The sequence below is a fragment of the Haloquadratum walsbyi J07HQW2 genome, assembly GCF_000415985.1.
GTDB lineage: Archaea > Halobacteriota > Halobacteria > Halobacteriales > Haloferacaceae > Haloquadratum > Haloquadratum walsbyi_B.
In genome coordinates, this window is sequence record NZ_KE356561.1 from 1,672,243 (window position 1) to 1,698,445 (window position 26,203).

Annotated in this window: 26 protein-coding genes and 1 tRNA gene; 17 read left to right on the top strand and 10 right to left on the bottom strand. The window is 46.3% G+C overall.

Annotated features, from left to right (window positions below; translation table 11 throughout):
* The first annotated feature begins 178 nt into the window (after positions 1 to 178).
* The 7 genes from J07HQW2_RS07770 (at position 179) to cofG (ending at position 4,783) form a co-directional block, all read left to right on the top strand.
* On the top strand, positions 179 to 1,258 hold the full coding sequence (locus J07HQW2_RS07770; protein WP_048075550.1) for an anthranilate phosphoribosyltransferase: 1,080 nt from the start codon (positions 179 to 181) through the stop codon (positions 1,256 to 1,258).
* Positions 1,259 to 1,480: 222 nt separating this feature from the next.
* Positions 1,481 to 2,020 (top strand): peptidylprolyl isomerase, encoded by a 540-nt coding sequence (locus J07HQW2_RS07775; protein ID WP_021054890.1) that lies wholly within the window; start codon positions 1,481 to 1,483, stop codon positions 2,018 to 2,020.
* Between the two features lie 92 nt (positions 2,021 to 2,112).
* Positions 2,113 to 2,520, top strand: coding sequence for a ferredoxin (locus J07HQW2_RS07780; RefSeq protein WP_021054891.1), 408 nt, complete (start codon positions 2,113 to 2,115; stop codon positions 2,518 to 2,520).
* Positions 2,521 to 2,713: 193 nt separating this feature from the next.
* Positions 2,714 to 2,798, top strand: a tRNA-Leu gene (locus J07HQW2_RS07785).
* Between the two features lie 100 nt (positions 2,799 to 2,898).
* Positions 2,899 to 3,099, top strand: a complete 201-nt coding sequence (locus tag J07HQW2_RS07790) for a hypothetical protein (protein ID WP_048075197.1) — start codon at positions 2,899 to 2,901, stop codon at positions 3,097 to 3,099.
* Positions 3,100 to 3,103: 4 nt separating this feature from the next.
* Positions 3,104 to 3,280 carry a hypothetical protein gene (locus tag J07HQW2_RS07795; protein WP_303704025.1) on the top strand — a complete coding sequence of 59 codons (177 nt, stop codon included), beginning with the start codon at positions 3,104 to 3,106 and terminating at the stop codon, positions 3,278 to 3,280.
* Positions 3,281 to 3,604: 324 nt separating this feature from the next.
* Entirely contained in the window at positions 3,605 to 4,783 is a 1,179-nt protein-coding gene (cofG, locus tag J07HQW2_RS07800) for a 7,8-didemethyl-8-hydroxy-5-deazariboflavin synthase subunit CofG (protein ID WP_021054894.1), read from the top strand.
* Between the two features lie 36 nt (positions 4,784 to 4,819).
* Here the strand turns inward: cofG and J07HQW2_RS07805 are convergent, their stop codons facing one another.
* Both J07HQW2_RS07805 and cofH read right to left on the bottom strand, forming a co-directional pair.
* Positions 4,820 to 5,368: a membrane protein gene (locus J07HQW2_RS07805; protein WP_048075198.1), complete on the bottom strand. Its 549-nt coding sequence runs from the start codon at positions 5,366 to 5,368 to the stop codon at positions 4,820 to 4,822.
* Between the two features lie 419 nt (positions 5,369 to 5,787).
* A complete protein-coding gene (cofH, locus tag J07HQW2_RS07810; RefSeq protein ID WP_048075552.1) occupies positions 5,788 to 7,200 on the bottom strand; it encodes a 7,8-didemethyl-8-hydroxy-5-deazariboflavin synthase subunit CofH in 1,413 nt (470 codons plus the stop codon).
* Between the two features lie 345 nt (positions 7,201 to 7,545).
* Here cofH and J07HQW2_RS07815 point away from each other — a divergent pair, with 345 nt between their 5' ends.
* Positions 7,546 to 8,619, top strand: coding sequence for a phosphoribosylaminoimidazolesuccinocarboxamide synthase (locus tag J07HQW2_RS07815; RefSeq protein WP_021054897.1), 1,074 nt, complete (start codon positions 7,546 to 7,548; stop codon positions 8,617 to 8,619).
* Positions 8,620 to 8,732: 113 nt separating this feature from the next.
* Here J07HQW2_RS07815 and J07HQW2_RS07820 read toward each other — a convergent pair whose 3' ends face one another.
* A complete protein-coding gene (locus J07HQW2_RS07820; protein WP_021054898.1) occupies positions 8,733 to 9,716 on the bottom strand; it encodes a formyltetrahydrofolate deformylase in 984 nt (327 codons plus the stop codon).
* 760 nt (positions 9,717 to 10,476) lie between these two features.
* On the opposite strand from J07HQW2_RS07820, the gene purS reads away from it, so the two are divergent.
* Both purS and purQ read left to right on the top strand, forming a co-directional pair.
* A complete protein-coding gene (gene purS, locus J07HQW2_RS07825) occupies positions 10,477 to 10,749 on the top strand; it encodes a phosphoribosylformylglycinamidine synthase subunit PurS (RefSeq protein ID WP_021054899.1) in 273 nt (90 codons plus the stop codon).
* Complete coding sequence (gene purQ / locus J07HQW2_RS07830; protein WP_021054900.1) at positions 10,749 to 11,435, top strand: phosphoribosylformylglycinamidine synthase I; 687 nt, start codon at positions 10,749 to 10,751, stop codon at positions 11,433 to 11,435. Before purS ends, purQ begins: the two co-directional genes overlap by 1 nt.
* A 56-nt stretch (positions 11,436 to 11,491) precedes the next feature.
* On the opposite strand, the gene J07HQW2_RS07835 is transcribed toward purQ, so the two are convergent.
* On the bottom strand, positions 11,492 to 12,598 hold the full coding sequence (locus tag J07HQW2_RS07835; RefSeq protein ID WP_021054901.1) for an archaeosine biosynthesis radical SAM protein RaSEA: 1,107 nt from the start codon (positions 12,596 to 12,598) through the stop codon (positions 11,492 to 11,494).
* 203 nt (positions 12,599 to 12,801) lie between these two features.
* Between J07HQW2_RS07835 and J07HQW2_RS07840 the strand changes: the two genes are divergently transcribed.
* Positions 12,802 to 14,019, top strand: coding sequence for a hypothetical protein (locus J07HQW2_RS07840; RefSeq protein WP_021054902.1), 1,218 nt, complete (start codon positions 12,802 to 12,804; stop codon positions 14,017 to 14,019).
* A gap of 321 nt (positions 14,020 to 14,340) precedes the next feature.
* Here J07HQW2_RS07840 and J07HQW2_RS07845 read toward each other — a convergent pair whose 3' ends face one another.
* Complete coding sequence (locus tag J07HQW2_RS07845; RefSeq protein ID WP_048075553.1) at positions 14,341 to 15,258, bottom strand: MBL fold metallo-hydrolase; 918 nt, start codon at positions 15,256 to 15,258, stop codon at positions 14,341 to 14,343.
* Positions 15,259 to 15,432: 174 nt separating this feature from the next.
* Positions 15,433 to 16,230: a transposase gene (locus tag J07HQW2_RS07850; protein ID WP_343122480.1), complete on the bottom strand. Its 798-nt coding sequence runs from the start codon at positions 16,228 to 16,230 to the stop codon at positions 15,433 to 15,435.
* Between the two features lie 780 nt (positions 16,231 to 17,010).
* On the opposite strand from J07HQW2_RS07850, the gene serS reads away from it, so the two are divergent.
* The 3 genes from serS (at position 17,011) to J07HQW2_RS07865 (ending at position 20,159) form a co-directional block, all read left to right on the top strand.
* The gene (serS, locus tag J07HQW2_RS07855; RefSeq protein WP_021054906.1) at positions 17,011 to 18,393 is read left to right on the top strand and encodes a serine--tRNA ligase; all 1,383 of its coding nucleotides are present in this window, start codon (positions 17,011 to 17,013) and stop codon (positions 18,391 to 18,393) included.
* Between the two features lie 177 nt (positions 18,394 to 18,570).
* Positions 18,571 to 19,131 (top strand): DUF367 family protein, encoded by a 561-nt coding sequence (locus tag J07HQW2_RS07860; RefSeq protein ID WP_021054907.1) that lies wholly within the window; start codon positions 18,571 to 18,573, stop codon positions 19,129 to 19,131.
* A gap of 53 nt (positions 19,132 to 19,184) precedes the next feature.
* Entirely contained in the window at positions 19,185 to 20,159 is a 975-nt protein-coding gene (locus J07HQW2_RS07865) for an NOG1 family protein (protein ID WP_021054908.1), read from the top strand.
* Positions 20,160 to 20,254: 95 nt separating this feature from the next.
* Here the strand turns inward: J07HQW2_RS07865 and J07HQW2_RS07870 are convergent, their stop codons facing one another.
* The 3 genes from J07HQW2_RS07870 to J07HQW2_RS07880 all read right to left on the bottom strand — a co-directional run bounded on the left by J07HQW2_RS07870 (position 20,255) and on the right by J07HQW2_RS07880 (position 23,192).
* Positions 20,255 to 21,664 (bottom strand): TIGR00341 family protein, encoded by a 1,410-nt coding sequence (locus J07HQW2_RS07870; protein WP_021054909.1) that lies wholly within the window; start codon positions 21,662 to 21,664, stop codon positions 20,255 to 20,257.
* 226 nt (positions 21,665 to 21,890) lie between these two features.
* Positions 21,891 to 22,400: a DUF5813 family protein gene (locus J07HQW2_RS07875; protein ID WP_021054910.1), complete on the bottom strand. Its 510-nt coding sequence runs from the start codon at positions 22,398 to 22,400 to the stop codon at positions 21,891 to 21,893.
* Positions 22,401 to 22,523: 123 nt separating this feature from the next.
* Positions 22,524 to 23,192, bottom strand: a complete 669-nt coding sequence (locus J07HQW2_RS07880) for a potassium channel family protein (RefSeq protein WP_021054911.1) — start codon at positions 23,190 to 23,192, stop codon at positions 22,524 to 22,526.
* A gap of 134 nt (positions 23,193 to 23,326) precedes the next feature.
* Between J07HQW2_RS07880 and J07HQW2_RS07885 the strand changes: the two genes are divergently transcribed.
* Positions 23,327 to 23,608 carry an Lrp/AsnC ligand binding domain-containing protein gene (locus J07HQW2_RS07885; protein WP_021054912.1) on the top strand — a complete coding sequence of 94 codons (282 nt, stop codon included), beginning with the start codon at positions 23,327 to 23,329 and terminating at the stop codon, positions 23,606 to 23,608.
* Between the two features lie 169 nt (positions 23,609 to 23,777).
* Positions 23,778 to 24,095: a DUF7991 family protein gene (locus tag J07HQW2_RS07890; RefSeq protein ID WP_021054913.1), complete on the top strand. Its 318-nt coding sequence runs from the start codon at positions 23,778 to 23,780 to the stop codon at positions 24,093 to 24,095.
* 111 nt (positions 24,096 to 24,206) lie between these two features.
* On the opposite strand, the gene tmk is transcribed toward J07HQW2_RS07890, so the two are convergent.
* The gene (tmk, locus tag J07HQW2_RS07895; RefSeq protein WP_021054914.1) at positions 24,207 to 24,827 is read right to left on the bottom strand and encodes a dTMP kinase; all 621 of its coding nucleotides are present in this window, start codon (positions 24,825 to 24,827) and stop codon (positions 24,207 to 24,209) included.
* A gap of 229 nt (positions 24,828 to 25,056) precedes the next feature.
* Between tmk and J07HQW2_RS07900 the strand changes: the two genes are divergently transcribed.
* Positions 25,057 to 25,983, top strand: coding sequence for a complex I NDUFA9 subunit family protein (locus J07HQW2_RS07900; RefSeq protein WP_021054915.1), 927 nt, complete (start codon positions 25,057 to 25,059; stop codon positions 25,981 to 25,983).
* Positions 25,984 to 26,203 lie beyond the last annotated feature (220 nt).

A 26,203-nucleotide genomic window follows, 5' to 3' on the forward strand; every position in this document is an offset into this window, starting at 1 on the left:
GTGATTTTAGAATTGGTTATAAACACTAAATAATATCTGTATGTCGCTTCCCGATGTCAATATACGATATCATGACCGGTTTGCTCATGAGTCGCAGTGGTAGTTCTTCACGCTGTCAAAATATCGTTTAACAAAGCCAAACGGACAATTTTTGTTGTCCACGCACATTATGCTTGATATGGCACAAGCGCCCGAAGCCGCCGAGTCTGAATTTGGTGAGTGGCCACTCAAGCGTCTCATGACAGAAGTCGTTGGGTCAGGAGTCAAATCTGCGGGAGATATGTCTCGTGAGCAGGCTACAGACGCAATTCGGCGTATCCTTGCCCGTGAACCTGATCAGACAACGCTTGGAGCCTTTTGGCTTGCCAATCGTTGGAAACATAATGTGGCGCCAGAGCTTGCTGCATACGCTGATGTCGTTGCTGAGGATGTAACCACTGCAGTGCCAGATGCTGACCCAGTTGATTGTGGCGCGAACTACGACGGCAAAGGCGACACTGCAATTCTTGGCGCAGCTGCTGGCATCGTCGCTGCTGGCGCAGGAACACCTGTTGTTGTCCACTCAGGCGATCGTGTCCCAACACAGAAACAGGATGCATACAAGCACGTGCTTGATGAACTTGGGATCCAGACCGAAATTGAACCAACAGAGAGTGCAGCAATGGTCGATGAGACTGGATTTGGATTTTATTATCAGCCTGCGTTTGCACCTCATATCAATGCACTCAATGATCGTCGCGATATGATGGGCGTTCGGACGTTTTTCAATACAATTGAGACAATCATGAATCCTGCAGAGGCTGATGTCCATCTTGGATCATTCTATCATCTTGCATTTGCAAAGAAGATGGTTGATACGTTCAAACAGATGGAGACGCAGCACCCACATCGAGTCGTTATGTTTCAGGGAATGGAGGGATACGATGACATTCGTCCTGGATATACGAAGGTCGGTGAATGGACTGATGGCGAATTTACTGACTATGAGATTGAGACGCCTGAGTACGGCATGGACTTTGAATACGAAGATCTTGAGGTTAACCCTGACAATGTTGCCGGGGACTCCGCAGAATTAACCCGTGAGATTATTTCTGGTGATCGAACAGATTACTTCGTTGATGCCGTTACACTCAATGCTGCCTTCCGAATTTACGCTCGGGATGATGCAGAAACAATTGAATCAGGACTTGAGATGGCACATGAGAGTATCGAGTCCGGTGCGGCAGCAGCAGTGCTTCAGGACCTCCAGGCGTTCTAGAATATATTATTCGCGGTAGCTGTTGTCATATCAGTCAGATTAATATCAACTACCCGGTCACTCCGTGATAATTCGATTGTGTACCTCATCGATATTCGATACGACAGTGATCGACTCGGATGAGTGCACATACGAATGCAAAAGTAGACGATTACTCCGTGAGTGTGTCAAATATCACAGCATGAAAGACACAATTTAGTATCAGACGCTCAATTTTTAGTTATGGTTGATGACCACGAAGTCGCTGATGAGAAAAACCCACTTGTCACCCTTGAGACGACACGCGGTGACATGACGCTTGAGCTGTTCGAACAGCGTGCTCCGCAGACGGTTGAGAACTTCCTTGGACTTGCAACAGGCGAAATAGAATGGAGCGATCCAGATACTGGTGAGACACGAACAGATTCACTGTATGAAGGAACGATTTTCCATCGTATCATTCCGGAATTTATGATCCAAGGTGGTGACCCAGAGGGAACAGGTCGTGGTGGTCCAGGTTACACATTCGATGATGAGTTCCATGAGGATCTAAACCACGAGGGTGCTGGGATTCTTTCGATGGCAAATCGTGGACCAAACACAAATGGATCACAGTTCTTTATTACACTTGATTCACAACCGCATCTTAACGGCAAACATGCAGTGTTCGGGCATGTCATTGACGGGATGGATACTGTTGAGGATATTGGGTCTGTCCCAACTGATCAAGATGATAAACCGATGCAGGATATTGAGATTGAATCTATCAGTATCGAGCAATGATCTAATCCTCATCTAGATTTGATTTGATTTTGGCTATTATTTAGACGCATAGAACCGACATCGCAAAGAACATCGTCGACATATTTATTCATATGAGTGATATTGATACTGCCAACACTGACATAAATCCGAATACAGATACTGATACTGATGCCGATATCAAGGACACGAATGAGTCTTTGAGTGCAAGTGACGTCGGATCATCAGACGCGCCACCAATTGCAGAAAAACCATATAAGATCATATTTGAAGCGAACAAATGCTTTGGTGCAGGTCGGTGTGCGGAGGTAGCAGATAACTGGGAAATGGATATTACATCTGGACTTGCAAATCCAAAATCATTCTTTATTGGTGAGAATGAGCTTGATGAGAATATTCGTGCTGCGGAGGTGTGTCCAGCTAAAAAGGAAGCTGGAGTCATTCACGTCGTTGATCGTCGTACCGATGAGGAGATAGCTCCAGATCCTCATGGTGATGGCACATTGAGTGTTGATTGGTAGTAAAGTCAATACATCTGAATCGATAACTTACATAAAATATAGTATAAAACCCAATGTCAACGATGTCAATGAGGTATAATTCTCAGCACTGAAGCGAAACCAATATTTGCTAGACAATGAAATGCACAATACCGGCCGAGCAATTTATTATCGAACCCAGCGAGTCTGATAGTCATAAATTGTGAGTTCCGGCGCGGGGGTGGCTGAGCTAGGACAAAAGCGGCGGACTTAAGATCCGCTCCCGTAGGGGTTCATGGGTTCAAATCCCATCCCCCGCATTTGACGTCTCTTTTATCAATATCTATCTCATAGTCTCTACAGAGAAGACAAGGCGAGTGCCTCGGGGGTCGGGGCTTGACCCCGACAGTTCACGTTGATATGTCGAATCTCAATATAATAAGTTCTACAAAAATTAATGATCAGGTCGCTTCGACACTGGAGTATGTTACTGATGCCCGCGGAAATATGCCAGCGTATTTGAGTATTAAAGAAATTAATACACGTCATGACGCAGATACCGTAGTCACAGCCGATAAACTCTCTGGAGACATCGCGTCAATCAAGACAGTGTATGGGTAATTCAATGGATGCTGACCTAGCAGTTGAGTATTATACAAACGCGACGATTACGATTGATTCTCCAACAGATAGTGATCATATCGGATATTATATCGGCTACTGGCTGGATAGATTCGTAAATCCAAATGAAACGTCACCGACATTCAATCGTACGGGCTCCGAGGCACGGGATGACTGGTAGAAGAAGACCAGCTCCTGAAAACGAGTTATATTCACTGTGCTATTGATACTAGATAGCAATTGATAATTTAGAGTATACTGGCTCTCCCGGTGTCTTTTCGATTCATTACTTCTGCGGAGGACGTTTCTCAATGCGTTGGAATTGGAATCACAATCACAACCGAGAATATTTTATTGCACTACTCAGGTAGCTGTGGATTTGCTATATTCAACTTCTAGTTTTTGGAGAAGTATGGCGATTAGATAATATAGTATTGTTTACATTCACGGCACGACTGTCCGAGAATCAAACCCTTTTTATTGGCGACCTACAACGTCCGCTACAATGTTTCCTGCGGCAGCAGAGTATGACATCAGTCTCACAGTGTCGCCCACTGATGTTAATCGGCTTCTCTCTGTGTCTCCAGCGGATGTCGACCCAGCAGCAGCGCTTACTTTCTCACGTAATGTCTTCATTCCGCTTACAACCGCATGTCGATACACCTGCAGTTATTGCACATACTACGATGTTCCCGGTGAAGCAACGCTTCTCTCACCACAGGAAGTTCGTCATCGTGTCCAAGTTGGTGCAGATGCTGGCTGTACTGAGGCTCTTTTTACATTTGGTGACCGCCCAGACGATCGATATGAGGCGATTCATGCACAGTTGGATGTCTGGGGATTTGATAACATAATCGAGTATCTTCAAATGTGTTGTCATATCGCAATTGAACAGGGACTGCTCCCACATTCAAATCCTGGCGATCTCACGGTGACAGATATTGAAACGCTCGCACCGGTCAACGCCAGTATGGGCGTCATGTTAGAGACGACCGCAGATATTGATGCCCATGCAGGCACTCGGCGCAAGACTCCAGGGCAACGATTGAACACAATTCGTGCTGCGGGTGAGGTCGGGATCCCATTCACGACCGGATTACTCGTTGGGATTGGCGAGGGATGGCGTGATCGTGCTGAAAGTCTACTCGCCATTCGTGAACTGCATGAGCGGTATGATCATATTCAAGAAGTAATCATTCAGAACGTTGTTCCGAATGAACGGTCGGATTTCGAGCAACCATCGGTTGCAACAATGCGGCGGGTAGTTGCGATGGCTCGTAGCTGCCTTCCAGAGTCTATCTCAGTTCAGGTTCCTCCAAATCTTTCACCAACTCGTGAGTTACTTGACTGCGGTGTTGATGATCTCGGTGGTGTCTCACCGGTTACAGAAGATTATATTAATCCGGACTACGCCTGGCCAGCACTTACTGAACTCACAGACATCGCAAGCAGCGCTGGTGTGCCACTACATGAGCGACTTCCAGTATATGATAGATATCTTCCAAAACAGATCAGACGAAAGGGATTCACTGGACAGCCAGCTGGTGGCAAGTGGCTTGCAGAATGTATCATCGATGCGATTGAGTCTGATGGGGTTCATGGTCAACGATATCGTGGTGTTGCCTGTCGAAATGGTCCCCTTAACACCAATCAGTCGATTAGCATCGGCGAGTCCGCAGATTAGCAGCTATGCGGCACTAGATATGGGTATCTAAATAATCTATAGATCAAGCCATCGTGGAATATATTTTCGTGTTATCGTATACCCACCGGCGATAACGATGCCAGCGAGTACAATTCCGCGAAGCCACCCATCGAAAGTAATCACCGCAGGTGCCGCGAGCACAATGGTTAATGCAAAGTCTTCGGGCGCCCCATCGTATCGGATAATATACTGTGGCTGGAGCCACTGCCGTCGTGAATGGATATACACTGCGCGTTGTGAGGTGCGTTCCCACGGGCGCAGTTCTTCACCAGCGCCAAGCCAGTCTGAAAGAGAATGTATCCCAGCCGCCAGTAATCCAATAGAGACACCGACAGTGAGTACGGATGGGGTTGTTATTGTGATGAGTCCAGTGACTCCTCCCGCAGCTGTATAATAAACCGGGAAGTGTAATGTCCGCCGGTGTGATCCAATAAATAAGTCAATATCAGGGAGTATCCCACCAATAATAGCACCGATGGCAGCAGGGATGGCGAAATTAGGCGTAAGAGTAGCCACAGAGACCGCAAGTAGCAATCCCGCAGCCACATGAGTCGTAACCATCATTATTCCTAAGAGAAACTAACGGCTCTATGTAGATGTATTTATTTTATTCGTATGTTTTTACGACCGGTACAGAATATTAATGAAGATCTCATATCGATAACTACGCGTTGTGCACCAGCTATTGTGTTCATTCTGCTAACTGAATGAATATGTCTCTATGCAGTGTCAGTTGAGTGTGTATAGACTATGCTGTACTGCATTTAGCTGAACGATTCACCTTCGTGTCATCTCACCCAGTGGATAGGATTTTTTTACATCAAGAGTCGGATTTACTGGGTTTTAGCTATTGTTGAATACTGCCCAACAGTTCAAGAGCTGCAATCTCACGAAGGCAGTTTCAGTCGATGATGTCGGACAAATAAAAAAGCATCGTGCACACAGACATCATAGGATCTAAGCATATTGGCGCCTATACTATACTAGTCATCAGCAACGATACCTGGAGCAGTCAGTCCATTATCATCAGAGCCGAGTAAAGGCGTGCCATCCGCTCGCGGACCAAGTGTTGGTCCATGTATCCTAGCGTCTGGCGTAAGTTCATGTCGTCTGGTATAATCTGTTGACCGTTCTACAGGTGTTCGACCGATTGCAGAAATCATTTCAACGTAATCAGCAACAGAGCGGAATTCACCGTGTGTCCCCCCTGCACGTGTAGTGATTTCTTCAGAAAGGATCGTGCCCATGAAGTCATTTGCTCCACAATTTAGCAGTTTCAGTGCTTTTTCATCGCCGAATTTTACCCATGATGATTGAATATTATCGATGTTATCGAGGAACAATCGGGAAACAGCGATCATCAATTCATCTTCAGCGTCACTTGCTCCGCCCGAGACGACACCGCGCTCATACAGTGGCGTGTTTTGATGGATAAATGATAATGGGACAAATTCAGTGATTCCGCCAGTTCGATCTTGGAGTTCACGGACCCGATTTAGATGGGTGATTTGATGGGCAGCGTTTTCCACATGCCCATACATGATTGTTGCTGTAACATCTAATCCAGCATTCACTGCGCCCTCGATTGCGGCTTCCCACTCTGCACTCGACATCTTGCCCGGGCAAATGACTTCTCGGACTTCGTCGACCAGAATTTCTGCAGCGGTTCCGGGCGCAGAATCAAGACCTGCTTTTCGAAGTTCAGTGTAAATGTCTTCATACGACCAGTTGGTGCCACGGCGAGCGTGATGAGCTTCCTCAGGTGTAATTGAGTGAAGATGAACATCGTCAACTGACATCGCACGAAGTTGCTGAACATATGTGCCTGGATCCACTGTGTATTTCTCTGGTGGTTTGTAATTCACCTGTCGTGCAGGATTGTCGTGGTTGGTAAGGATTTCTCGATGTTCGGCATTTAGGGCAAATGCAGGATGTAATCCAGAGACCGACGTCACTTCTGATATCCCACGGTCAACAGCTGCAGCAACAGTCTCTCGTGAGACTGCTGGTGTCTTTGTGAACCCGCCATGATCAGCGTCTGAGTTTGACTCAAATTGTTGTGAACTATCTTTGAAATTACAGAATAAGCATCCAGTGTTACATGCCGTCGTTACGTTGTTGTTGAGATTTGCAACGAATGTGACAGCATCGCCGACGCGTTCAGCGCGTCTTCGATCAGCAATTTCGAGCACTTTTCGTTTCCGTGCTGTATCAATTCCCGAAGAATCTGTTCCTGTAGTTATTAATTCGATCCCGTCAGCAATACTAAGTCGATCGCCAGTGCGGGCAGCGGCAAGAGCGTTCTCGAACGACTGATTGGTCGTTGGGCGAATCGAGAATTCAAGATCTAATGTAGATTCAGATGTCTCATCAAACACCGCCTCGTCCGCATTCATACCAACATACAGCATACCAGTATGCAAAAAGGAGCCGATATCGGCGGTTTATGACAGTGTCTATACAGTCACACGGGTCAATCAGATTATTGATACATATTAGGATACACCGCCGTTGTTTGAGCTGAAGAACTGAGTATATTTTATGGGTGTATCAAATGCAGTGAATTGTTTTTGGGTATATCCGATCATTGGATTGAGAGGCTTGTCTTAATTTGAATATCGATTTAGTCACTCAATGTAATATTTCATTGATATGTTAATAGTTTTTGACATATTTATAAACGGGTCATGAGATTAATTTAATTGGAAGGCTTCTTACTCGCGGCTATCGCCCATGAGCGTATGGCGAGTGTCAAAGAATTTCGTGTTGAGACAGAACCGACAGCAACAGAGTATGGTCATGGACGTTTCATGTTCACTGATCATTACTCTGTGTTTGATTGGGGAGAAATGCCAGACCAGATTCCCCACAAAGGTACCTCTTTGTGTACAATGGGTGCATACAATTTCGAACTACTCGAACAGAATGATATTTCAACACATTATCTCGGTGTTGGACGCTCCTCTGAGGCTGAGACCACCGTAGATAATCAATCGTCAAATGATTCTGACCATATTACTGCAGTATACGCTCTTGATGAATGCACAACAGCACCAACAGAAATGGTAATTAATCTAACGCAAGTTCCAACGCTTCCGTATACAGATGGCGTATATGATTATGAATCATATCACGACAATGGCGGTCGAAACTATCTAATTCCGCTTGAAATCGTTTTCCGGAACACCGTGCCTACTGGATCAAGCCTCCGTCGTCGGAAGTCACCACGCGAGTACGGTATCGATGCTGATGCATGGCCATCAGATCATGTTGAACTTTCTGAGCCAATTATTGAATTCTCAACCAAATATGAAGAACAAGACCGATATCTTGACCGGGCAGAAGCAGAGCAAATTGCTGGCGTTGCGAGTTTGGATAAGTTAGAGGAACTTGCATTGGGTGTGAATCGAGTGATAACGCATCAGGCAGAAAAACACGGATTTATTCATGAGGATGGGAAAATCGAATGTTTATATCACGATGGTAAAATTATCGTTGCTGATGTTGCTGGAACATTTGATGAAAACCGATTTGAATATAATAATCAAGAGGTTTCAAAAGAGGTCATTCGACAGCGATACAAAGAGGTTGATGCCGAGTGGGTTTCCGCCGTCAAGGACGCCAAACAGCAGGCTGAAATAAACAATGTTGCTGAGTGGCGAGATCGTTGTGATCGCTCGCCGACATCATTAGCACAACCCGCAATAGATGCCGTTGCAGATTTGTATACGGCTGGGGCAAATAGGTATATAGACACACAGTGGTTTGATGCTCCATCGATGGATGTGGCTGTTGAGAATATACAGGAACTCTAAGCGGGCGTAACAGTGTGTTGAATGTTCAGCAAGCGATTATAATATGACCAAATTATTCCGCACTGACGCTTCGTATAATTCTTGTTTAAATCGTGATTACAGGCAACTGGCAGCTAGTCATTTGCTATATCTTGAGTCGACTCTGATGGCATATCAATTAGATTTTCACGGTTATCGACTGGATTGTCTGGTTGAGTTGTCTCAACATCCGCTGGCATACCAAGTTGGTATCCGGATGAATCGGTACCAGATCGAAGTCCAGTCCGACCGCGATGGACGGATACAGCGTTATCGAGATGTAGTTGAACCGCCTCTAATAACGCATCAGCCTCGAGTGGTTGCCCGCGATTACGAATTGTTTCCACATCGGTATCATCGGGCACATCAAACGCCCGCTGAGTGATAATTGGTCCTTGATCAAGATCGGTTGTGACGTAGTGTGCAGTTACGCCGGCTATGCGGACACCTTCCTCTTTTGCCTGTCGGTAGGCAGCAGCTCCTGGAAACGATGGGAGCAATGATGGATGAACGTTGATGATCCGATCTTCATATCGGAAGACAATCTTTGGGCTGAGAATACGCATATATCTTGCAAGGACAGCAAGATCAATCTGATATTCATCAAGAACCGAAAGAATCTGATCCTCATTTGGGATTCCACTATCATCACCAACATCGACGAATGGGATGTCATACTGTGATGCGAGTGGCTTGAGATCATCGTGGTTTCCAATAACGACTGAGAGTTCAGCATCAAGCTCGCCGGTCGCATACGATTCTAGTATCGCTTGGAGGCAATGGCTTTCTTTTGTAACGAGAACAGCAATCCGCTTAGCTTCACGATCTGTCGGGAAACGAAGTTGAATATCAACTCCAAGATCGTCGCCAAGCTCAGTTAATGCGTCTCGAAGTGTCGCCTCAGTACAAACCATCTCATCAGTATCTGCACGAAGTGTCATACGAAACATGCCGTCGCGGATGGCCTGATCGATATCTACGACATTAACACCGCGTTCGAAGAGTAATGTCGTGATATTTGCAACAATGCCGGTCTTGTCATCACCAACGACAGTAATCTCCGTTAGTTCATCTGTCACTGTCTACACCTCTGTATACCGAAAGAAGTGCAGACTTGTGTGTGCATCTGCGGTAACAATTGCATCAATATACTCACGTTGGTCCCCAGAAAAAAACGTGTCTGTCTAACGATTCAAATTGGGGAAATAAAACGGGTCTGTTACCCATCATAAACCGAATATCAAGACCAGATTATAGATGACATAGGCGCAATCCCACGGTCCTCAAGACGTGGATACGCGCTGTCGCAGCCGGGAATTTCCGAACGATTCTGCTGAAACATGGTGCACGTATAAATGCAGCGCACTGGCTATGATCCCAGCGTGTAGCCGAGTGCCCGCCCACGCTGGAAACAGGGTTGCCCCATGTGGGAAGCAAACAACAACACCGGGCGAGCGTCAATGTGAGTAACTCCAACTCCGAGTCTGGTGACACCGACCACCGCTCCTGTGACAAAAGTAATATACGTGTGTGTTTTCGGCTGAACATAGGAGTACCGGGCGTTTGGCACTCCCAAGAGGCTGTCCGTTACCCAGTTACATACCGATTCGGACGCTGTGTTAGCTTGGCAGTCTGTGAACCTGCATCTCCCCTCCCAACTTAACTCAGCGGTGCGGTGCCGTGGGATTCCTCCACGTTTACTGGAGGAGAATATCAACTGTGACTGATATCACTGCAGGGCGGAGTACTCATGAGAATTGTTTATCGATCTAAGAGAATATATTTGTATATACAACGAGTTCAAAACGACTTTTATTCATGCTCATTCAGTAATACTCGATGGAGATGTATACAGCAACAGTAATAGTGCGACTGAAATCGGGTGTTCTTGACCCAGAGGCTGAAACAACGCGACGTGCGCTTGAGCGGCTTGGATTTGAGGTTGAAGCACTTCGTTCTGCGGATCGATTTGAGGTTGATCTTGAGGCTAACTCTGCGGAGGCAGCAACGACACAGGCAGATGAGATGGCAGAACGTCTTCTAGCGAATCCAACAATTCACGATTATGAAGTCACCGTTGAGCAGCACTCTGTCCCCTCGGAGTCACAGTAATGACTGTTGTTGTTATACAATTTGGCGGGTCAAACTGCGACCGTGACGCGGTCCGCGCGGTTCAACATATTGGTGTTGATGCTAAGCGTGTTTGGCATGAGAATGGACTGGAGGACTCTGTCGATGATCTTGACGGAATTATTCTTCCTGGCGGGTTTTCATACGGCGATTACCTTCGGGCAGGTGCAATGGCAGCTCAATCGCCAATCCTCGGTGATATTCAGCGAGCCGCAGACCGGGGAGTTCCTGTTCTCGGTGTTTGCAATGGCGCACAGGTTGGATGTGAGTCCGGACTTACCCCTGGGGCGTTCACCACAAACCACCGTGCTCGGTTCCAGTGTGAGACAGTGCACCTTCGTATTGAAAACGCAACCACTCCGTGGACAGAGGCATATAAACCAGGCAGTGTCATTGAGGTCCCGATTGCACACGGTGAAGGTCGATTTGAACTCACAGAAAGCGAATATCAGACGCTCATAGATGATGATCAGATCCTCTTTCGATACTGTGATGAGAGTGGTGATGTCACCGACGATGCGAATCCAAACGGCTCTCGAGGTAATGTTGCTGGTGTTATCGGAGAACGTGACACTATTGCTGTATTAATGCCGCATCCTGAGCGCGCTACGCTTCCTGAACTCGGACGGAGCACCGACGGACAAGGAATTTTACAGGCGTTTAGTTAATTTAGATCAGAGCGTGACCACTTAGTGGACCCACTCGAAAGCTTAGAAATCCGTCTTTACTGCGTGAGTGGTTGTGCATAACTCGACTCTGCGTCTAATATGTATGCCCATGTTGCCTCGCACTCACACTCAACCTGTGTGAATACGCTTGGTTCCTGTCGTCGGTTGAAATCTTCAATTGCAATTTGAACACGCTCATCACACTCACCACAGTTGTGTGGACCACGGTCTGAATCGTCTTCAATAAGATCGGATACAACAATCGCATCGACATTGCGCGTTGATTCAAGAACTTCGGTGATAGACCACAGCCACGGCGGTCGGTATCCACCCCGATGAAACAGTTCATCGGTCATTGTATGCTGTTGCACGTATGCTGGGTTTATCGACACAGTGTGACAGCCATCAATATGTGCACATCGTCGGACCGACTCAACCATGTCACCAATAGCTTCAGATTCTGATAGGAACGGTGGCTTCAGCAGCAAACACGCCTTGATACCGATATCGATATTTTCAGAAGTCATAGCATCAATACAGCATACCTCACCACAAGCATCTTGAAAGTCAGTGAAATTAAGTTGTTTATTCAGACAATCGTGTCTAATGCGGTCAGTCGCCGTCTCAACTCCGATTGCGATGTCTGTTGTCAGACTAGCTGCAGTGAACGGTCTGAGTGTATTAGTATTCACGAACTCAGGGAGTGATTCAACGATAATCCGATTACGGTCGGCAAAGGTCTCCGCAATTGCTTGACGGGATTTTACAGATACCTCACGCTCATCGAGAAAAGATCCTGGTGTGTGCAGTTTCACCAGCTCGGCAGGCTCATTAGTGACTGTTTGTTCATATTTAATACAGAAATCAATTTGATTCATCAACGCGTCGTGACTAACACCGTCATCATCAACGGAGTCAGCGACAGGACCACATATTGTGCACCCATCAGCACGAGCTAACCGGCACCCACCGGTATTGAGAATAATGCTCAGTGAGCTAACCACGCCGTCAGGCGTATTGTCTTTATCAATGCATACCTCTATTGGTTCGTGCAGGCTATACTGGTCATGTTTCTCCCTACGGGTCTCTCGCATCATCTGATTATGTGTATCCACTCCGCGATCCTGTTCGGATACCTCTGAGTTCGGAGGTGGGTCACTCATTGTAGTGTATATTGGGTAATTTGGTATATCAGCATCGTCTGTGAGACATATTAACGAGCAATTATACAGACGTGATTATTAGTTTTATTCGAGACGTGGTCTGATTATGATTAATTGGTGGTCACATTGAGCGTGCTTTCCAGCACGTATGGCTGTGTCAAAGATGACGAACTGTTCATGAGTATGCAGTATGAATACGTTATGTGCCAACACGACGGACAGTCTTAGCAGCCCTCACTACTGTCGGGACAGCAACCTTCAGCGGATGTGGTAGCTTTGATAATACAGCAAATGATGACTCAACTAACTCAACAAGTGAGAAAGCCACTGAGACGTCCGCACTATCCGAGACTGCGTCAACTGACGGAGTTAATACAGCACAAGTGTATCGCGCTCAGGATCCAGCCAGGAATGTTGACTCACCGGTCAATATTTTCGTACGCGCTGCTGGGTCAACACTCCGCTATGTTACGGTAGTGATTACTCAGCGAAATCAGCACGGAAAGACGGATAATATCACACCACGGAATACAACAGGAGAATCGACTACCGCACGCAAGGAGATACTTTCTGAAAGTGTGACAGTTGCTTCAACCGGGCGCACACATCAGCGTCAGATTCCTATCAGTATTGCTCGCGCAGGAGTGTACACTGTGCATGTCTCGACGGCTGATAGACAACAAAAAAATGGAGTAGTTCGTGTTGATGCTGTTCATAATGATCTCACAATCACGGCAGGACCGTCAATTCGAATTCGACAGCCTGTCCGCTGCACGCCAGACTGTGGGAAGATCGGAGTTAGGGGCAACACAATGCCACTTGATGATACTCAGTGGCCGCAAACAGGCGCACTGACGGGATATACACTCAAGATTGCTAATACGACATCAATGTCTCGTAAGATTACTGTGATAATTGATGTTGATGACCGTCGCGTGCTCGAATACGCATATCGCCCGCCCGCAGGTACAGTGCTCCAGTTTCCATCAATTCCACCACTTCGGAAGATTCGGATCACGGTTAAATCAGGAAATGACCGCTGGGAATCAATGTTCGATGGAACACGACCTACAATAATTCCGGCTATTGTCTCTGCAGATGGGATTGGTATTGATGGATGGTCGGATGCAACGGCTGATTTACGAATGCGTAATGAGCGCGCTCCACGAGAAGTCACCGTCCGTGCGCAGCAGAATGGACGTGATGTTGCAACAGCTAGCACACGACTTGATCAGGGAGCAATAAAGCGTATATCAAACTTTTTACGCGGTCCTGGGGCGTATCAATTATTCATTACTGCTGGACCCACATCATCAGACAGCGCTCGCTTGCTCAAACAACAACGGACAGTGCTTCTCACCGAAACAAGCACACTATTAATTCGTGCTCGCGATGGCGTCGATGGATTTTTGATCAATTAGGTGAAGTCTCACTATTTTTTTCGTGTAGTTGATTTCGGTTGTATATATATGAAACAGAATCAGATGGACTGTGATAAATAACGAATAGCAGTAATATGTACTGCAGAAACTAGTTATATTGGCTATTTATCTTTGTAGCCAGATACAGGTGTCAGGTCTCAATCCCCTGTCCACAAGAGGTGAGCACAAGGAATGAGTAGGGTGGAGGGGAGGGTGGGGTGGCCGATATACAACTCCTGAGAAATGTAGCACATCACTGATTGAGGACAAATACAGTGAGCAAGGAGAGTACCCGCGTCTTCAGACGCGGGAGTATGTCAATCACTCTGTCTGTGCTGCTTGCCAATCTAGATATGCAAGGACACCACGGACGTTCAGTCGAGATTCAGCGCGTGCCTTCTCTGTGCCCCATACATCTGTAAGTTCAGCATTATTACCGAAGTGTTGGATTACATCTTCGTCTGAATTAGCCTCAGCTCGCTTCTGCCGGACTGCCTCAACCCACTCGACGAGCGCACGCTTATATGAAGACAGTAATTCATCATCGTATACACGAGGACCAAAGTGTCCAAAGCATAATGTTTCAGGTGCCATCGCGTCGATTGTGCGTACATCGTCAAGACACGTCTCAAGATTGAACTGCGATGGTGGTGAAGTCTGTTGGATGCGGTCCCGTTTGGGAACGTAGATACCAGCAGAATCACCAGTAAATAAGACGCCTTCAGTTGGGTCATAAAATAATATCTGATGTAATGCATGCCCTGGGGCAGCAACCGTCGTGATGGATCGATCTCCAAGATCAATCGTATCACCGTCACTGAGAGTGTTGATACGAGATTCAGGAACAGGCTTGGGCTCAACGTAATACTGCCATTGGTTACCAACAGCTGCTTTTGTCCCTTCAATTAGTCGTGCCGGATCTGAGAGGTGAGGTCCAGCACGCTCATGAGTATGCACTGTTGCATTTGGGCAGTCAGCAATCAAAAATCCCGCTCCACCAGCGTGGTCAAGATGAGCGTGTGTCACGAGTAAATGTGCAAGTGAATCAGGCTCAATATCTACACTAGCAAGTGCATCAATAATACGTTCATAATTTGTGCCAATACCTGTATCGACGATCGCAGGCTGGTCTGCATCGATAATATATACTGATCCATATGCTGACGTATCATACATCCCAGTGTCTATGTAGTATATGTCATCAGCGGTTTCTACTGCAGCGATATCACCGATATCCATACTCGTATGCCAGTTTGTATCAGCAAAAATGTACGCATAGTGGCCGCTGCTGAGAGCAATACTCACATTTTCAATCATATCATTATCACTGTCAGTTGGTTTTGATATCAACTATAGCCGCTCAATAGATGTGTGAACTACCCCACCCTACTCAGCCGTCGGGGACGGCTTTCTTCAGGGTAGGGCTTCCAGCGAAGTTTCCTGGAAAGTCCGACTATTTTCTAACTCAGGGAGGCTTATTCGCTGCGGGGCGTCCACAGCCCGCTCTACACCCTCCGCAGAACTAAATAGTTCTGAATTGGGCTTACCTGTGGATTTCCGAGCCATATTTACTGCGCCGTTCACATCAGCATTATAGCGAGTGCCGTCCGACGCCTCGAACAACCCACGCTCTACTCGCTCACCAACGTACCACTCGTGATGGTCCACAGATTCCTCGTCGTCGAATGAGCATTTCGAGGTATGCGATTCATGCACTAACTCGAACGATATTCCACGAGCTTCGAGCTCGTGGTTGAGCTTGTCGAACGGAATCTGGACGAAATTCTGAGTCGTCCTATCATCGAGACTCACGTTCTGCTTCCAGCCTTTCCCATCACCGACGTACACCGCGTCGATGCAGTGTTCGATGCAGTAGTCAGTAATGAGTCGGACGGCTTTGTTGAGGTAATCAGTGATAGCGTACCGACGTTTCTGATGCAGTTTTTCGATTCGTTGGGTCGTGCCGTTGAGACCTTGTTTGCTCTTAACGGACTGGTAGTGGGCGATTCGACGGTTGTGGTGGCGATTTTGAGATTTGAGATGCCTTGCATCCACGATGAATGACTGACCTCGCCAATCACAACACGTTGCGAGATTGTCAACACCAAGGTCGATACCGAGCCACGATCCTTCGACCGTCTCGATTTCCTCCACGTCCTGCTCGTACAGGACTCGATACTCGAAGTACTGTGCATCAGCCCGTGGTAGGATTTACACTCTTTTGACGTTCGCCTCCCGTACCTCCTCGTACGCAAACAGGATTCGGATTTCCGTCAGGTCGCAATCGAACTCATCTCGATACGAGTGTGAGATGCCAAGTCGGATGTGGTCGTCCTTGACTGAATGACTGCGATAGAAATTCGAGTGTGTAGAAGCCGTCCTTGTCGAGGTACGAAGGTGGACTGATGTCGGCATCGTACTTGTTTTGTTGTTTCTTCTCTCCGAGGGTGAAGAAGGATTTTAAAACCCCTATCAACTTATCTCGTTATCTGTTGTGCAACTTGACTGGGGGGTACTTTATACTTCCAGTTGGGTTTCAACTGGTCGTAAGCGTCGTACTAGTTGAGGCACTCGCCGTTATTGAAATAGTGTTGTCGCACTTCGTAGAGGCTTTAATTGTAGAGGCTTTTCGAGAGATGGCAGAGGTCTGTAACACCTCGTACTCGTCTGCGTCGAGCCCGTTGAGGTTTTGCTGGAGCGTTTGAACCATCTTATCATGCTATATGTTATGTTAGAATAGCTGTTATATTTCGTGGTAGTTTGGTTTTGACCGGGCGCATCCCCTCCCCTCCCTACTCGTTCGCTTCGCTCACTCCTTGAGAAAGGGGTCTTGCCCTCGAATTTAGATAAAATAGCATTTTTGAGTCTGAATGTTGAATATTCCATTAGTATAATAAATCTGTTATTTTATTTAATTAGTTTTGAGACTATCTGATTAGAATTGGTAATCGATGCGACACGGTTTTGACGTATCCACAAGAATCGCCAGCTATGATTGACCGACAATTACTTCGTGAGGACCCTGATGCAATCCGAGTAGCACTAAAACAAAAGGGCGTAACAGACGTTGATCTCGATCAGATTCTTCTCACCGATCAGGAGTGGCGTGAGCTGAAAGCTCGCGGAGATGACCTCCGACATGAGCGAAATGAAATTTCATCAAAAATTGGCGAACTAAAGGCTGCTGGCGATGAAGACGCCGCGTCAGAGGCGATTGACCAGTCACAAGAAATAAAAGAAGAAATTGAGGATGTGGAGCGTGAGGCTGACAGATTAAAATCTGAGCTTGACACAGCAATGCTCAAGATTCCACAGTTGCCGAATGATGAGGTTCCAGTTGGAGCAGATGAATCGGAAAACGTTGAGCGACGGCGTGAGGGATTTGATGACCTTCGTTCGCTGCCTGATGCCGTTATTCCACATTATGATCTTGGTGAGGAATTAGAAATACTTGATTTCGAGCGAGGTGCCAAAGTGACCGGAGGTGGATTCTATTTCGCGAAGGGTGACGGTGCTCGACTTGAGCATGCTCTTGTGCAATTTATGCTTGATATTCATCGTGAGCAGGGATACCAGGATATTTTCCCGCCGATCCCGGTTAACTCGCAATCAATGGTCGGAACTGGACAGTTTCCGAAGTTCACCGAAGATGCATATCGTATTGGTGAGACAAATGATGAGCCATGGGATGATGATGATCTATGGCTTTGCCCAACAGCTGAAGTCCCCGTGACAAACATGTATCGCGATGAGATTTTATTGGACAGTGATCTGCCGGTGAAAATGCAGGCATATACCCCAAACTTCCGTCGCGAAGCAGGAGAGCATGGGACCGAGACTCGTGGTATTGTTCGAGTTCATCAGTTCAATAAGGTCGAATTAGTGAATTTTGTTCGCCCAGAAGATAGTGCTGAGCGATTTGATGGACTGCTCGCGGAAGCGGAGATTGTGCTACAACGACTTGGACTACCATATCGGATTCTTGAAATGTGTACGGGTGATCTAGGCTTCACTCAGCGAAAAAAATATGATATTGAAGTGTGGGCACCAGGCGATGACATGGCGGCTGGACCGGATGTTGGTGGTCGATGGCTTGAGGTATCATCCGTCTCCAACTTTGGTGCATTCCAAGCACGGCGAGCAGGACTTCGATATCGACCTGAACGACATGAATCAGCATCGTATCTCCACACGCTGAATGGCTCAGGTGTTGCCGTCCCTCGTGTAATGGTTGCAATTATTGAGTATTACCAGAATGAGGATAACACAATTACTGTTCCAGAGCCGCTTCAACAATATATGAACGGTATGAGTACAATTGACGGTCATGACCCGGTTGGCGAGGCAGCAGTTGGCGCTGGCAAGCATGAATGATCACTTGCGAATAGGTTTTGAGCATTGATGACCAATATATAATACTTTTAGAACGGTCACTATTCAGATGTCTGTGGTGAACAACGCAGAGCAATGATGGATGTATCACAGGATTCGTAATAAGAATATAATACAACGCAACACAACAAAACAAAACAATCTAACTCATAATTGTCCATGTCTTTAACTGATATAAAGTATCAAAAACAAGATCATAACTCTTCCTTTGAGTCATCACACCAACTACATATCCGGTATGAGGGCGATGATGACCCTGCAAAGTGCACGGCACGGAAGCTTGAACGATTTGATCTTGCAACGCTACACAACTCAGATCACACAACCCCATATGGAATTGTACTCAATCCACATGCCGATCGTGCACTTTCGCCCGCAGATAATGCTGGAAATACACTAGTCGCACTTGATTGCTCATGGGAATCTGCTGGTGAGGCACGGTTTTCATTACCTGGTGTTCATCGAGCGCTTCCATATCTTGTAGCCGCAAATCCAATCAATTTCGGTCAGCCAATGCAACTGACAACAGTCGAGGCGATCGCTGCTGCTCTATGCATTTTTGATTATCCAGAGCACGCCCATCAGATCCTTGCAAAATTCACCTGGGGTAAAACATTTCTTGAACTCAATGCTGAACCGTTAGAACGGTATGCGGACTGTGAAGACTCCGCTGCGGTGGTAGAGGTGCAGTCTGAGTATCTTAACCGTGGTGAAAGCTAATCTGTAATGCAAACAAACGTGTTTTTATCATTCGATAACGTGTTTTATATACTATGATTTTTGAGTCACTTCCAACGACTCCACGATCTTCGGAACTTATCGATAAAGCCTTCTCGAGAGCTGCTCGGGCGGGACGGGCGAAATCAGGGCTTAAAGCTCAACAATCAATGTTACAGACGGCATCATCTATTCTTTCTGATAATCTCGAAAATGTCGTCACACAATGGCCTGATTTCGAGACTGTTGACCCTTTTTATTATGAACTCGCTGACGCCATTGTTGATGTCGATGCACTACGTCAAAGTCTTTCTCGGGTAACATGGACAAGTCGGCAGATTGGAACACTTCGACGAGAATATCAATCAAAGCTGCGGAAGACCGAGTCGGAAACAGCGCGAAAACATAGAAAACAAGCATTCGCCCGGATGGCAGATCTCGTCGAAGATGTCGCAGACGATCTTAAACAGATTGGATCGGCTCGTGATGCGGTAAAAGACCTCCCAGATATTCGCCCAGATGAACCTGCGATTGTCGTTGCGGGTTACCCCAATGTTGGGAAGTCATCATTTGTCAATACAGTTACTCGTGCAGATAATGAAATCGCCCATTATCCGTTCACGACGACTGGTATTCATGTCGGGCATTTTGATCATGACCGAATTAGATACCAGATTGTTGATACTCCTGGACTGTTAGACCGGCCAGCAGCCGAACGAAATGACATTGAGCGACAAGCAGTGAGTGCGGTTGAACATCTTGCAGATGTTATTCTGTTTATGAGTGACGCCAGTGAAGCCTGTGGATATCCACTGACAGAACAGTTGGCACTTCGCGATGATATCATGGAGAGATTTCGTGAGCGCGAGATACCGGTGTTGACAGTGAATAATAAGAGTGACCGATCAGAGGAGATCACCGCTGACTGTCAGATGAGTATTAAATACAATGAAGGGATTGACAATGTGATTACAACCACTGTTGATGCCGCCGGGTGGGAGCCTGATATTCCACCGTCTCGACAAGCATAATTCAATGGTACATGACTGATACTGATTCTGAATTAAGACTTCTACTGACGACAGTATCTTTTTTAATTTATTTTAGGCACTATCTCGATTGATGATCATGTCTGTTCGACAGCAACGTATCTGAGTTCAACAGTAATTGATCCCATTGAGTCGGTATTGTTTGCTTCCGTTGCAGTTGATTCGGCATTACTGTTAGCGGCTGATATTGCTGTATGATAATCTTGAGTAACAAGCGGTATTTCTGGACCCATATAGAGTGAGGTTGACGCAATTGACTCAATTCGCGAATCAATTGCGTCTGCAACGGCAGGAGGGTCAATTTCAGGCGGGTATCCAACGGTAATAATTACTTGTTGCGGCGTTCGAGCAGGAAATCCGGTATAACTGATAGTGAGATCAAGCATTGTCATCTTTGGTGGTAACTCAGTCTCAATTGCGGCGTTAGTCTGCTCTTCGAAGGCAGCCGTCTGTGCGCTGCTATATGTAAATCCAGCAAGTGCTGAAGAAAGTATAATTAACGCTACGGTTAGAACAGCAATACGTGTCAAGGTCGTTGAACGAGCCTCTGACGTTCGAAACCATGACTGTGGTCGATATCCGAGTTGCCACAGCGCAACGAGTGCAACAAGATTGATTGCGATGAAGTTCACTAACACGAGAACGGCTGACCCAGCGACAACCCGTGGGGTTCCCCATGCAAGTCCAATACCGACGACCGCTGTCGGAGGAACAAGTGCAGCAGCAATCATTACACCGACAAGTGCAGTCGAAACGCCGGAAGCAAGTGATACAGCACCTGCCGCACCCGCACCGAGTGCAATCACCAACGAGAGAACATCGGGTGCAAGTCGTTGGCTCACTTCACCAATCGCGAACACCTCAATCGCACTCAGCGGAACAATCTGTGCCGCTCGAAGTAAGAATGCGAATCCAGCGGCTGATATGATAGCAAGAATACCTCCAAGCACCTGCAGTTTGATACCACGGACAACTAATGAAGTGTCATTAACGACTGTTCCAACGCTTGTAGACATCGCTGGTCCGATGAGTGGAGCAATCACCATTGATCCGACCACTACCGCTGGTGAGTCAAGTAGCAGTCCGGCTGTCGCCACTATAGCGCTGACGACTGTCATCAGCACAAATGGACCGATGCCTGGTGCAAGTTCGTTTGCACGGGCGAGTAGTTCATCGCGGGCAATCCGGTCGCCATCAGTCGTATCGTCGCTGTCATTGGCATACGCCTCATCTAACTCGTCAAATCGGTCTGATACTACTGTCTCAGCCTCAAGTACAACTGTTGTTGCATCTTCGTCGATGCCAACTGCTCGAAGCTGATCTAAAACCGACTCAACAGCTGCTGTCGGAAGCGGAAGGGTGATTACAGATTCATATCTTTCGGTGCCTGTTTCATCAGTAATAGCATACTCAATGCTCTCATCGGTAATAACCTCAACAACAGCTTCACGTTTCCCAGTCGGGACTAACACCTGAACAAAACGCACATCCGCATCTCAGCGTCTATCATCAAAGGTGTTCATGGTTAACGTTGCCGCGATATTACTAGAATTAAAAATCGTGTGACATTTATTTTTGATATCAGTGATCAGGCGCTCTACATTCTATTTATCGGACACTTACAAAAACAACTGATGAGTAATCACTATTTTTTCATCTCAACGCTACTCGTTGTGCACAAGCCAATACATTCATAAATATTAGATCTGTCCGCTACAGTGGCGTCCCACCTTTTTTTCCACCAGCAGCATCAGATGCTCGTTGGATAAGTTGCGTGACTGGATCGGTGTAGTCATATCCAGGAATCACACCTTCAACATACGTTCCCTCAGCAAATTCAACGAGTGAAACGGCATCATCAATCCCCCGTGATGGGTCGATATCAGTGAACGTTGTCTCAACGACTGCGGTGTCGTCTTCACGAGTTGTCTCAATATCAAGTGTGTCATGTCCGCGTGTCGCACTCGCAGAATCAGCCATACGACGACCGAATGTGTCGACCCAGCCCTTCTGAACGGGATCTGCGACATCTCCATCAACAACTGCATCAATCATTGGAACAGTTATTAATACTGAGAATACAGCACCATCGTCTGATGTATCAACAGTGATATAACCATCAAAAACGGTTGTCGTCACGACATATCCATCATTATCTGCGTCTGGTTCAATTGAATCATGTAGTGAAGTGGCACGGTCAGTCCGTTCACGTATATCGCTCATATCATATAGGTCATCGTGGATGAACAAAAGCCGCTCGTCATTTGATCTTTAGCTTGATTGTTGTCGTCGCCGTTATTCTATATATCATGCCGACATAATACAATTTTTTAAACAGTATTACGATCAAGGGGCGAGCCGTTGACCAACAATTAATTGTCTAACTTCTTCAAGTACCTCAAAATCTGCGAGAACGGCGAGTCGATCACCGACTTCAAGTGAATCATCAGATAGTGGTAATCGCATTTGTTCATCAGCTTTCCCGAATGCAAGCACGCGTGTTTGTGCAGGAAGTGCAACCTCCTCAATTGTGTATCCACGCATTGGTGAGTTAGTCGTTATTGTCATCAATACTACCTGAAGCCGCTGGGCAATATCTGCAATTGCTCGCACTGACCCACCTAATAGTGCGTTCTTTGCCCCAATAGCCCCGAGCCGTTCTGGATATATCACCTTGTCAACCTCCTTAGCGTATGTTTGATACACTTCCTCGCGATAGTCTTCATCAACACGCAGGACTGTCCACGTGTGATAATGCTTTGCGATTGAACAAGCTGCAAAGTTTGCATTCAAATCACCACATAACGCGCCAATGGCATCTGCAGATTCAATTCCCGCGTCCATGAGTACTGGCTCACGTGCACCATCGCCGCGAATAACCTCAAAGCCCGTCTCCTGAATTTGTGTTGTGTTCTCGTAGTCGGTCTCAATGATTGTAATCTCGTGTCCTTCCTCATGAAGCACACGTGCAGTCCGGAGACCGACTCGTCCTGCACCAATAATAATGATATCCATACGCAATCTGTACAATGTGAATATAGATAATATTGCTGCGTGGTGTCTATCGGCGAAAATCCGGTATATGTTGATTTATCCAGTCACATGGCTGGGCGAAACTGCTTTAGTATATAATGAACTATCATAATGGTATGGTACATGCATTCATTATGGTGAAAACAGATGCGACAGACGTCAAATCACTATTAGATTCAATCGCGGTAGTTAACAACGTCACAGATGCACACATCGTCGCAGGTGCGTATGACATCATTATCGAAGCCGATGCGGAGGAAGTATATGATCTACTTAATCCAGTCGCAAGCGGAATCCGAGGGATCGAGGGTGTCATCGATACGAAAACATACATTGCGATTGATGGCGAGGGTCGTGGACCAGAACAGGCAGTGACCGCTAATATTGATGTTGATTGATTCTCTTTCGTTAATGCAGTATATTTCCTCCTCGTGAATATTGATGTTTAAGATTCTGAACTCCGTCTGCTTGTAGTATATGTGGATCTCAGACACAGTATTACGCTAATAAGAGGTGTTGATTGATACAACACTACGCTCAAGTCACCACCCTGCATATAGCAATCATATGGCTTCGGCTGTCGGGATCGTCCTCTTCGTTGCAGTCCTGATTATCCACACGCTCGTGGCTGCGGTAATAACCCGTTTTTTCCGCATTCGATTGAAAACGCAATTGGGGTATGTCATGTATTCATTTTTATTAGTTCCATTTGCATTGCTTATATTGACATTACTTTTCACCGGTATCTTTGGAATTGGAGTGAATCTTGGCGACCCGACAACAGCGACTGGTGTGATGATTGGGCTACCATTTGCACTTGGATTCACTATTGATACGCTCTATGTTCCTGCACCTGAGGAATATGATCTTCCGGAGACGCAATGATACTTCCATATCATTGGGACACTTAGCCGGACATTTCTACTATATCGCATATGATAACCGGTCTGAGAGGAATCAATTGTAGTATCAACAGGTATGAGTGAAAAATATTATTTATTTGTCATTTAATTCACTAGATTTCTTGTCATCTAACACTGTCTCAACGATCATCGTGACCGTTTCTCTGACATCAGCAATTGATTCGGTTGCATCAACACGATGAAATCGCGACGGCTCAGCAGCAATAAGCCGCTCATACTGTGTTGCGACGCGTTCAAGATATTGTGCACGTTCAAATTTATTCGTTGCTCCAGCACGAGTGACTGCGGTTTCTGGGTCAATATCTAAATACACTGTTGCATCAGGGCGCCGAGAGAATGGCTCATGTACCGATTGAATATACTCTAATGGAGCGTCAATACAACTGCCTTCGAGTGTTGCAGCTTGATATGCATATCGTGAGTCAGCGTATCGATCGGAAATAACAGTCGTACCAGACGCAAGTGATGGTCGGATAACACGGCTAAGATGATCAGCGTGATCTGCGGTAAATAAGAATAATTCGGCGAGTGAGTCTGCATCGTTATTATGTGTCGACTCAGCAACAAGGTCGCCATACCAGGAGTTGGTTGGCTCACACGTGAATGTTGCTTCTGGCAATGTGCTTTGTAATGACTCACAAACAGTAGATTTCCCACTTCCATCAAGCCCCTCTAAGGTGATGAGTGTCGACATTCGTATGTGATATTCGATGACGTGTCCATATATTATCCTGGGGTTATCAAATCATATGCAACCTCTCTAGCAGCTCACAGAACAATGGATAACTAATACCTGCTCTATCGTCAGCTATCCGCTATGGTTGACGATATCTTGTTTTCGGTGTCATGCAGCAACTTAGAATAAAGTAAAGCGATTCTGTAGCAGTTAACTTTAGGTCTGTGTCGGATGACAGTACATTGGTATGGATGTACTCGTCATCGGCGGAAGTGGTTTTATTGGTGTCCGATTATGCACAGAACTGTCTAATCGTGATCATGAGGTAATAGCAGTGTCACGAAGTCCAGATGACTCAGAACTTCCGGGGGACGTTGATACAGAGATGGGTGACGTTACCGCATACGACTCACTGAGTGGTTTGTTTGATGATATTGATGTTGTGTATAATCTTGTTGCACTTTCGCCTTTATTTAAGCCGAGTGGTGGTGATGAGATGCATGATATTGTCCATCGACAAGGAACAGAAAACATCGTCCGCGCTGCAGAGGCGAATAATGTCTCACAGCTTGTCCAATTAAGTGCGCTTGGAGCCGACCCAGACGGTACGACCGCATATGTTCGGGCGAAGGGACGCGCCGAGACCGCTGTCACTGAGTCAGATTCAGATCTTGACTCTACAATCTTTCGACCGTCGGTTGTATTTGGTGATGGTGGTGAGTTCATTTCATTCACAAAACTCCTCGCACCACCGTATGTTAGCGCCCTCCCTGGTGGAGGAAAAACACGATTCCAACCAATTTGGGTTGATGATCTTGTACCAATGCTTGCTGATGCAGTTGAGACGGACACGCATCACGGTGAAATATATGAGATTGGTGGTCCTGAGCGATTAACTCTCGCAGAGATTGCTCAGATGATTCATACTGCGGATGGTCGTTCAACGACAATCCTACCAGTCCCGATGTCGCTGGCTAAGATTGGTCTTACAGTCGGGGATCTGATTCCAGGCTTTCCGATGGGTGTCGACCAGTATCGGTCATTACAGTTTGATAATGTGACTGATAAAAACAATATCGATGCTTTCGCAAGAACGGTAGACGATCTTACAACGCTCGAAGCGTATCTTAGTGGTGAAACTGATTATGAAGCTGACACACGCGTTCCCGCATGAGGATTCCCGGTTAAAGATCGCTCAATATATAATACTCTACGACACGTGGTCACAGGGTATGTTTGAAAGATACAAAATTGGTATTTACCAGATTATCTGGGAGGATGCCTCTTCCTCAAGGGGGCTATCCTCGATAGCCGAGTAGGGAAGTGATAACTACCAATAATATAAACTAAAAGGATAGATTAAGATCTATGATACAAAAATAACAATTTATATG

Excerpts from the sequence above, each read along its gene's own strand:
- J07HQW2_RS07770 (WP_048075550.1), top strand. The coding sequence starts at position 179 with ATGGCACAAGCGCCCGAAGCCGCCGAGTCTGAATTTGGTGAGTGGCCA.
- J07HQW2_RS07900 (WP_021054915.1), top strand. The coding sequence starts at position 25,057 with ATGGATGTACTCGTCATCGGCGGAAGTGGTTTTATTGGTGTCCGATTA.
- serS (WP_021054906.1), top strand. The coding sequence starts at position 17,011 with ATGATTGACCGACAATTACTTCGTGAGGACCCTGATGCAATCCGAGTA.
- J07HQW2_RS07865 (WP_021054908.1), top strand. The coding sequence starts at position 19,185 with ATGATTTTTGAGTCACTTCCAACGACTCCACGATCTTCGGAACTTATC.
- cofH (WP_048075552.1), bottom strand. The coding sequence starts at position 7,200 with ATGAATGCGGACGAGGCGGTGTTTGATGAGACATCTGAATCTACATTA.
- cofG (WP_021054894.1), top strand. The coding sequence starts at position 3,605 with ATGTTTCCTGCGGCAGCAGAGTATGACATCAGTCTCACAGTGTCGCCC.
- purS (WP_021054899.1), top strand. The coding sequence starts at position 10,477 with ATGGAGATGTATACAGCAACAGTAATAGTGCGACTGAAATCGGGTGTT.
- J07HQW2_RS07885 (WP_021054912.1), top strand. The coding sequence starts at position 23,327 with ATGGTACATGCATTCATTATGGTGAAAACAGATGCGACAGACGTCAAA.
- J07HQW2_RS07845 (WP_048075553.1), bottom strand. The coding sequence starts at position 15,258 with ATGGATATCGGTGATATCGCTGCAGTAGAAACCGCTGATGACATATAC.
- J07HQW2_RS07875 (WP_021054910.1), bottom strand. The coding sequence starts at position 22,400 with ATGAGCGATATACGTGAACGGACTGACCGTGCCACTTCACTACATGAT.
- J07HQW2_RS07815 (WP_021054897.1), top strand. The coding sequence starts at position 7,546 with ATGGCGAGTGTCAAAGAATTTCGTGTTGAGACAGAACCGACAGCAACA.
- J07HQW2_RS07860 (WP_021054907.1), top strand. The coding sequence starts at position 18,571 with ATGTCTTTAACTGATATAAAGTATCAAAAACAAGATCATAACTCTTCC.
- J07HQW2_RS07775 (WP_021054890.1), top strand. The coding sequence starts at position 1,481 with ATGGTTGATGACCACGAAGTCGCTGATGAGAAAAACCCACTTGTCACC.
- J07HQW2_RS07780 (WP_021054891.1), top strand. The coding sequence starts at position 2,113 with ATGAGTGATATTGATACTGCCAACACTGACATAAATCCGAATACAGAT.
- J07HQW2_RS07790 (WP_048075197.1), top strand. The coding sequence starts at position 2,899 with ATGTCGAATCTCAATATAATAAGTTCTACAAAAATTAATGATCAGGTC.
- J07HQW2_RS07795 (WP_303704025.1), top strand. The coding sequence starts at position 3,104 with ATGGATGCTGACCTAGCAGTTGAGTATTATACAAACGCGACGATTACG.
- purQ (WP_021054900.1), top strand. The coding sequence starts at position 10,749 with ATGACTGTTGTTGTTATACAATTTGGCGGGTCAAACTGCGACCGTGAC.
- tmk (WP_021054914.1), bottom strand. The coding sequence starts at position 24,827 with ATGTCGACACTCATCACCTTAGAGGGGCTTGATGGAAGTGGGAAATCT.
- J07HQW2_RS07835 (WP_021054901.1), bottom strand. The coding sequence starts at position 12,598 with ATGAGTGACCCACCTCCGAACTCAGAGGTATCCGAACAGGATCGCGGA.
- J07HQW2_RS07880 (WP_021054911.1), bottom strand. The coding sequence starts at position 23,192 with ATGGATATCATTATTATTGGTGCAGGACGAGTCGGTCTCCGGACTGCA.
- J07HQW2_RS07805 (WP_048075198.1), bottom strand. The coding sequence starts at position 5,368 with ATGATGGTTACGACTCATGTGGCTGCGGGATTGCTACTTGCGGTCTCT.
- J07HQW2_RS07890 (WP_021054913.1), top strand. The coding sequence starts at position 23,778 with ATGGCTTCGGCTGTCGGGATCGTCCTCTTCGTTGCAGTCCTGATTATC.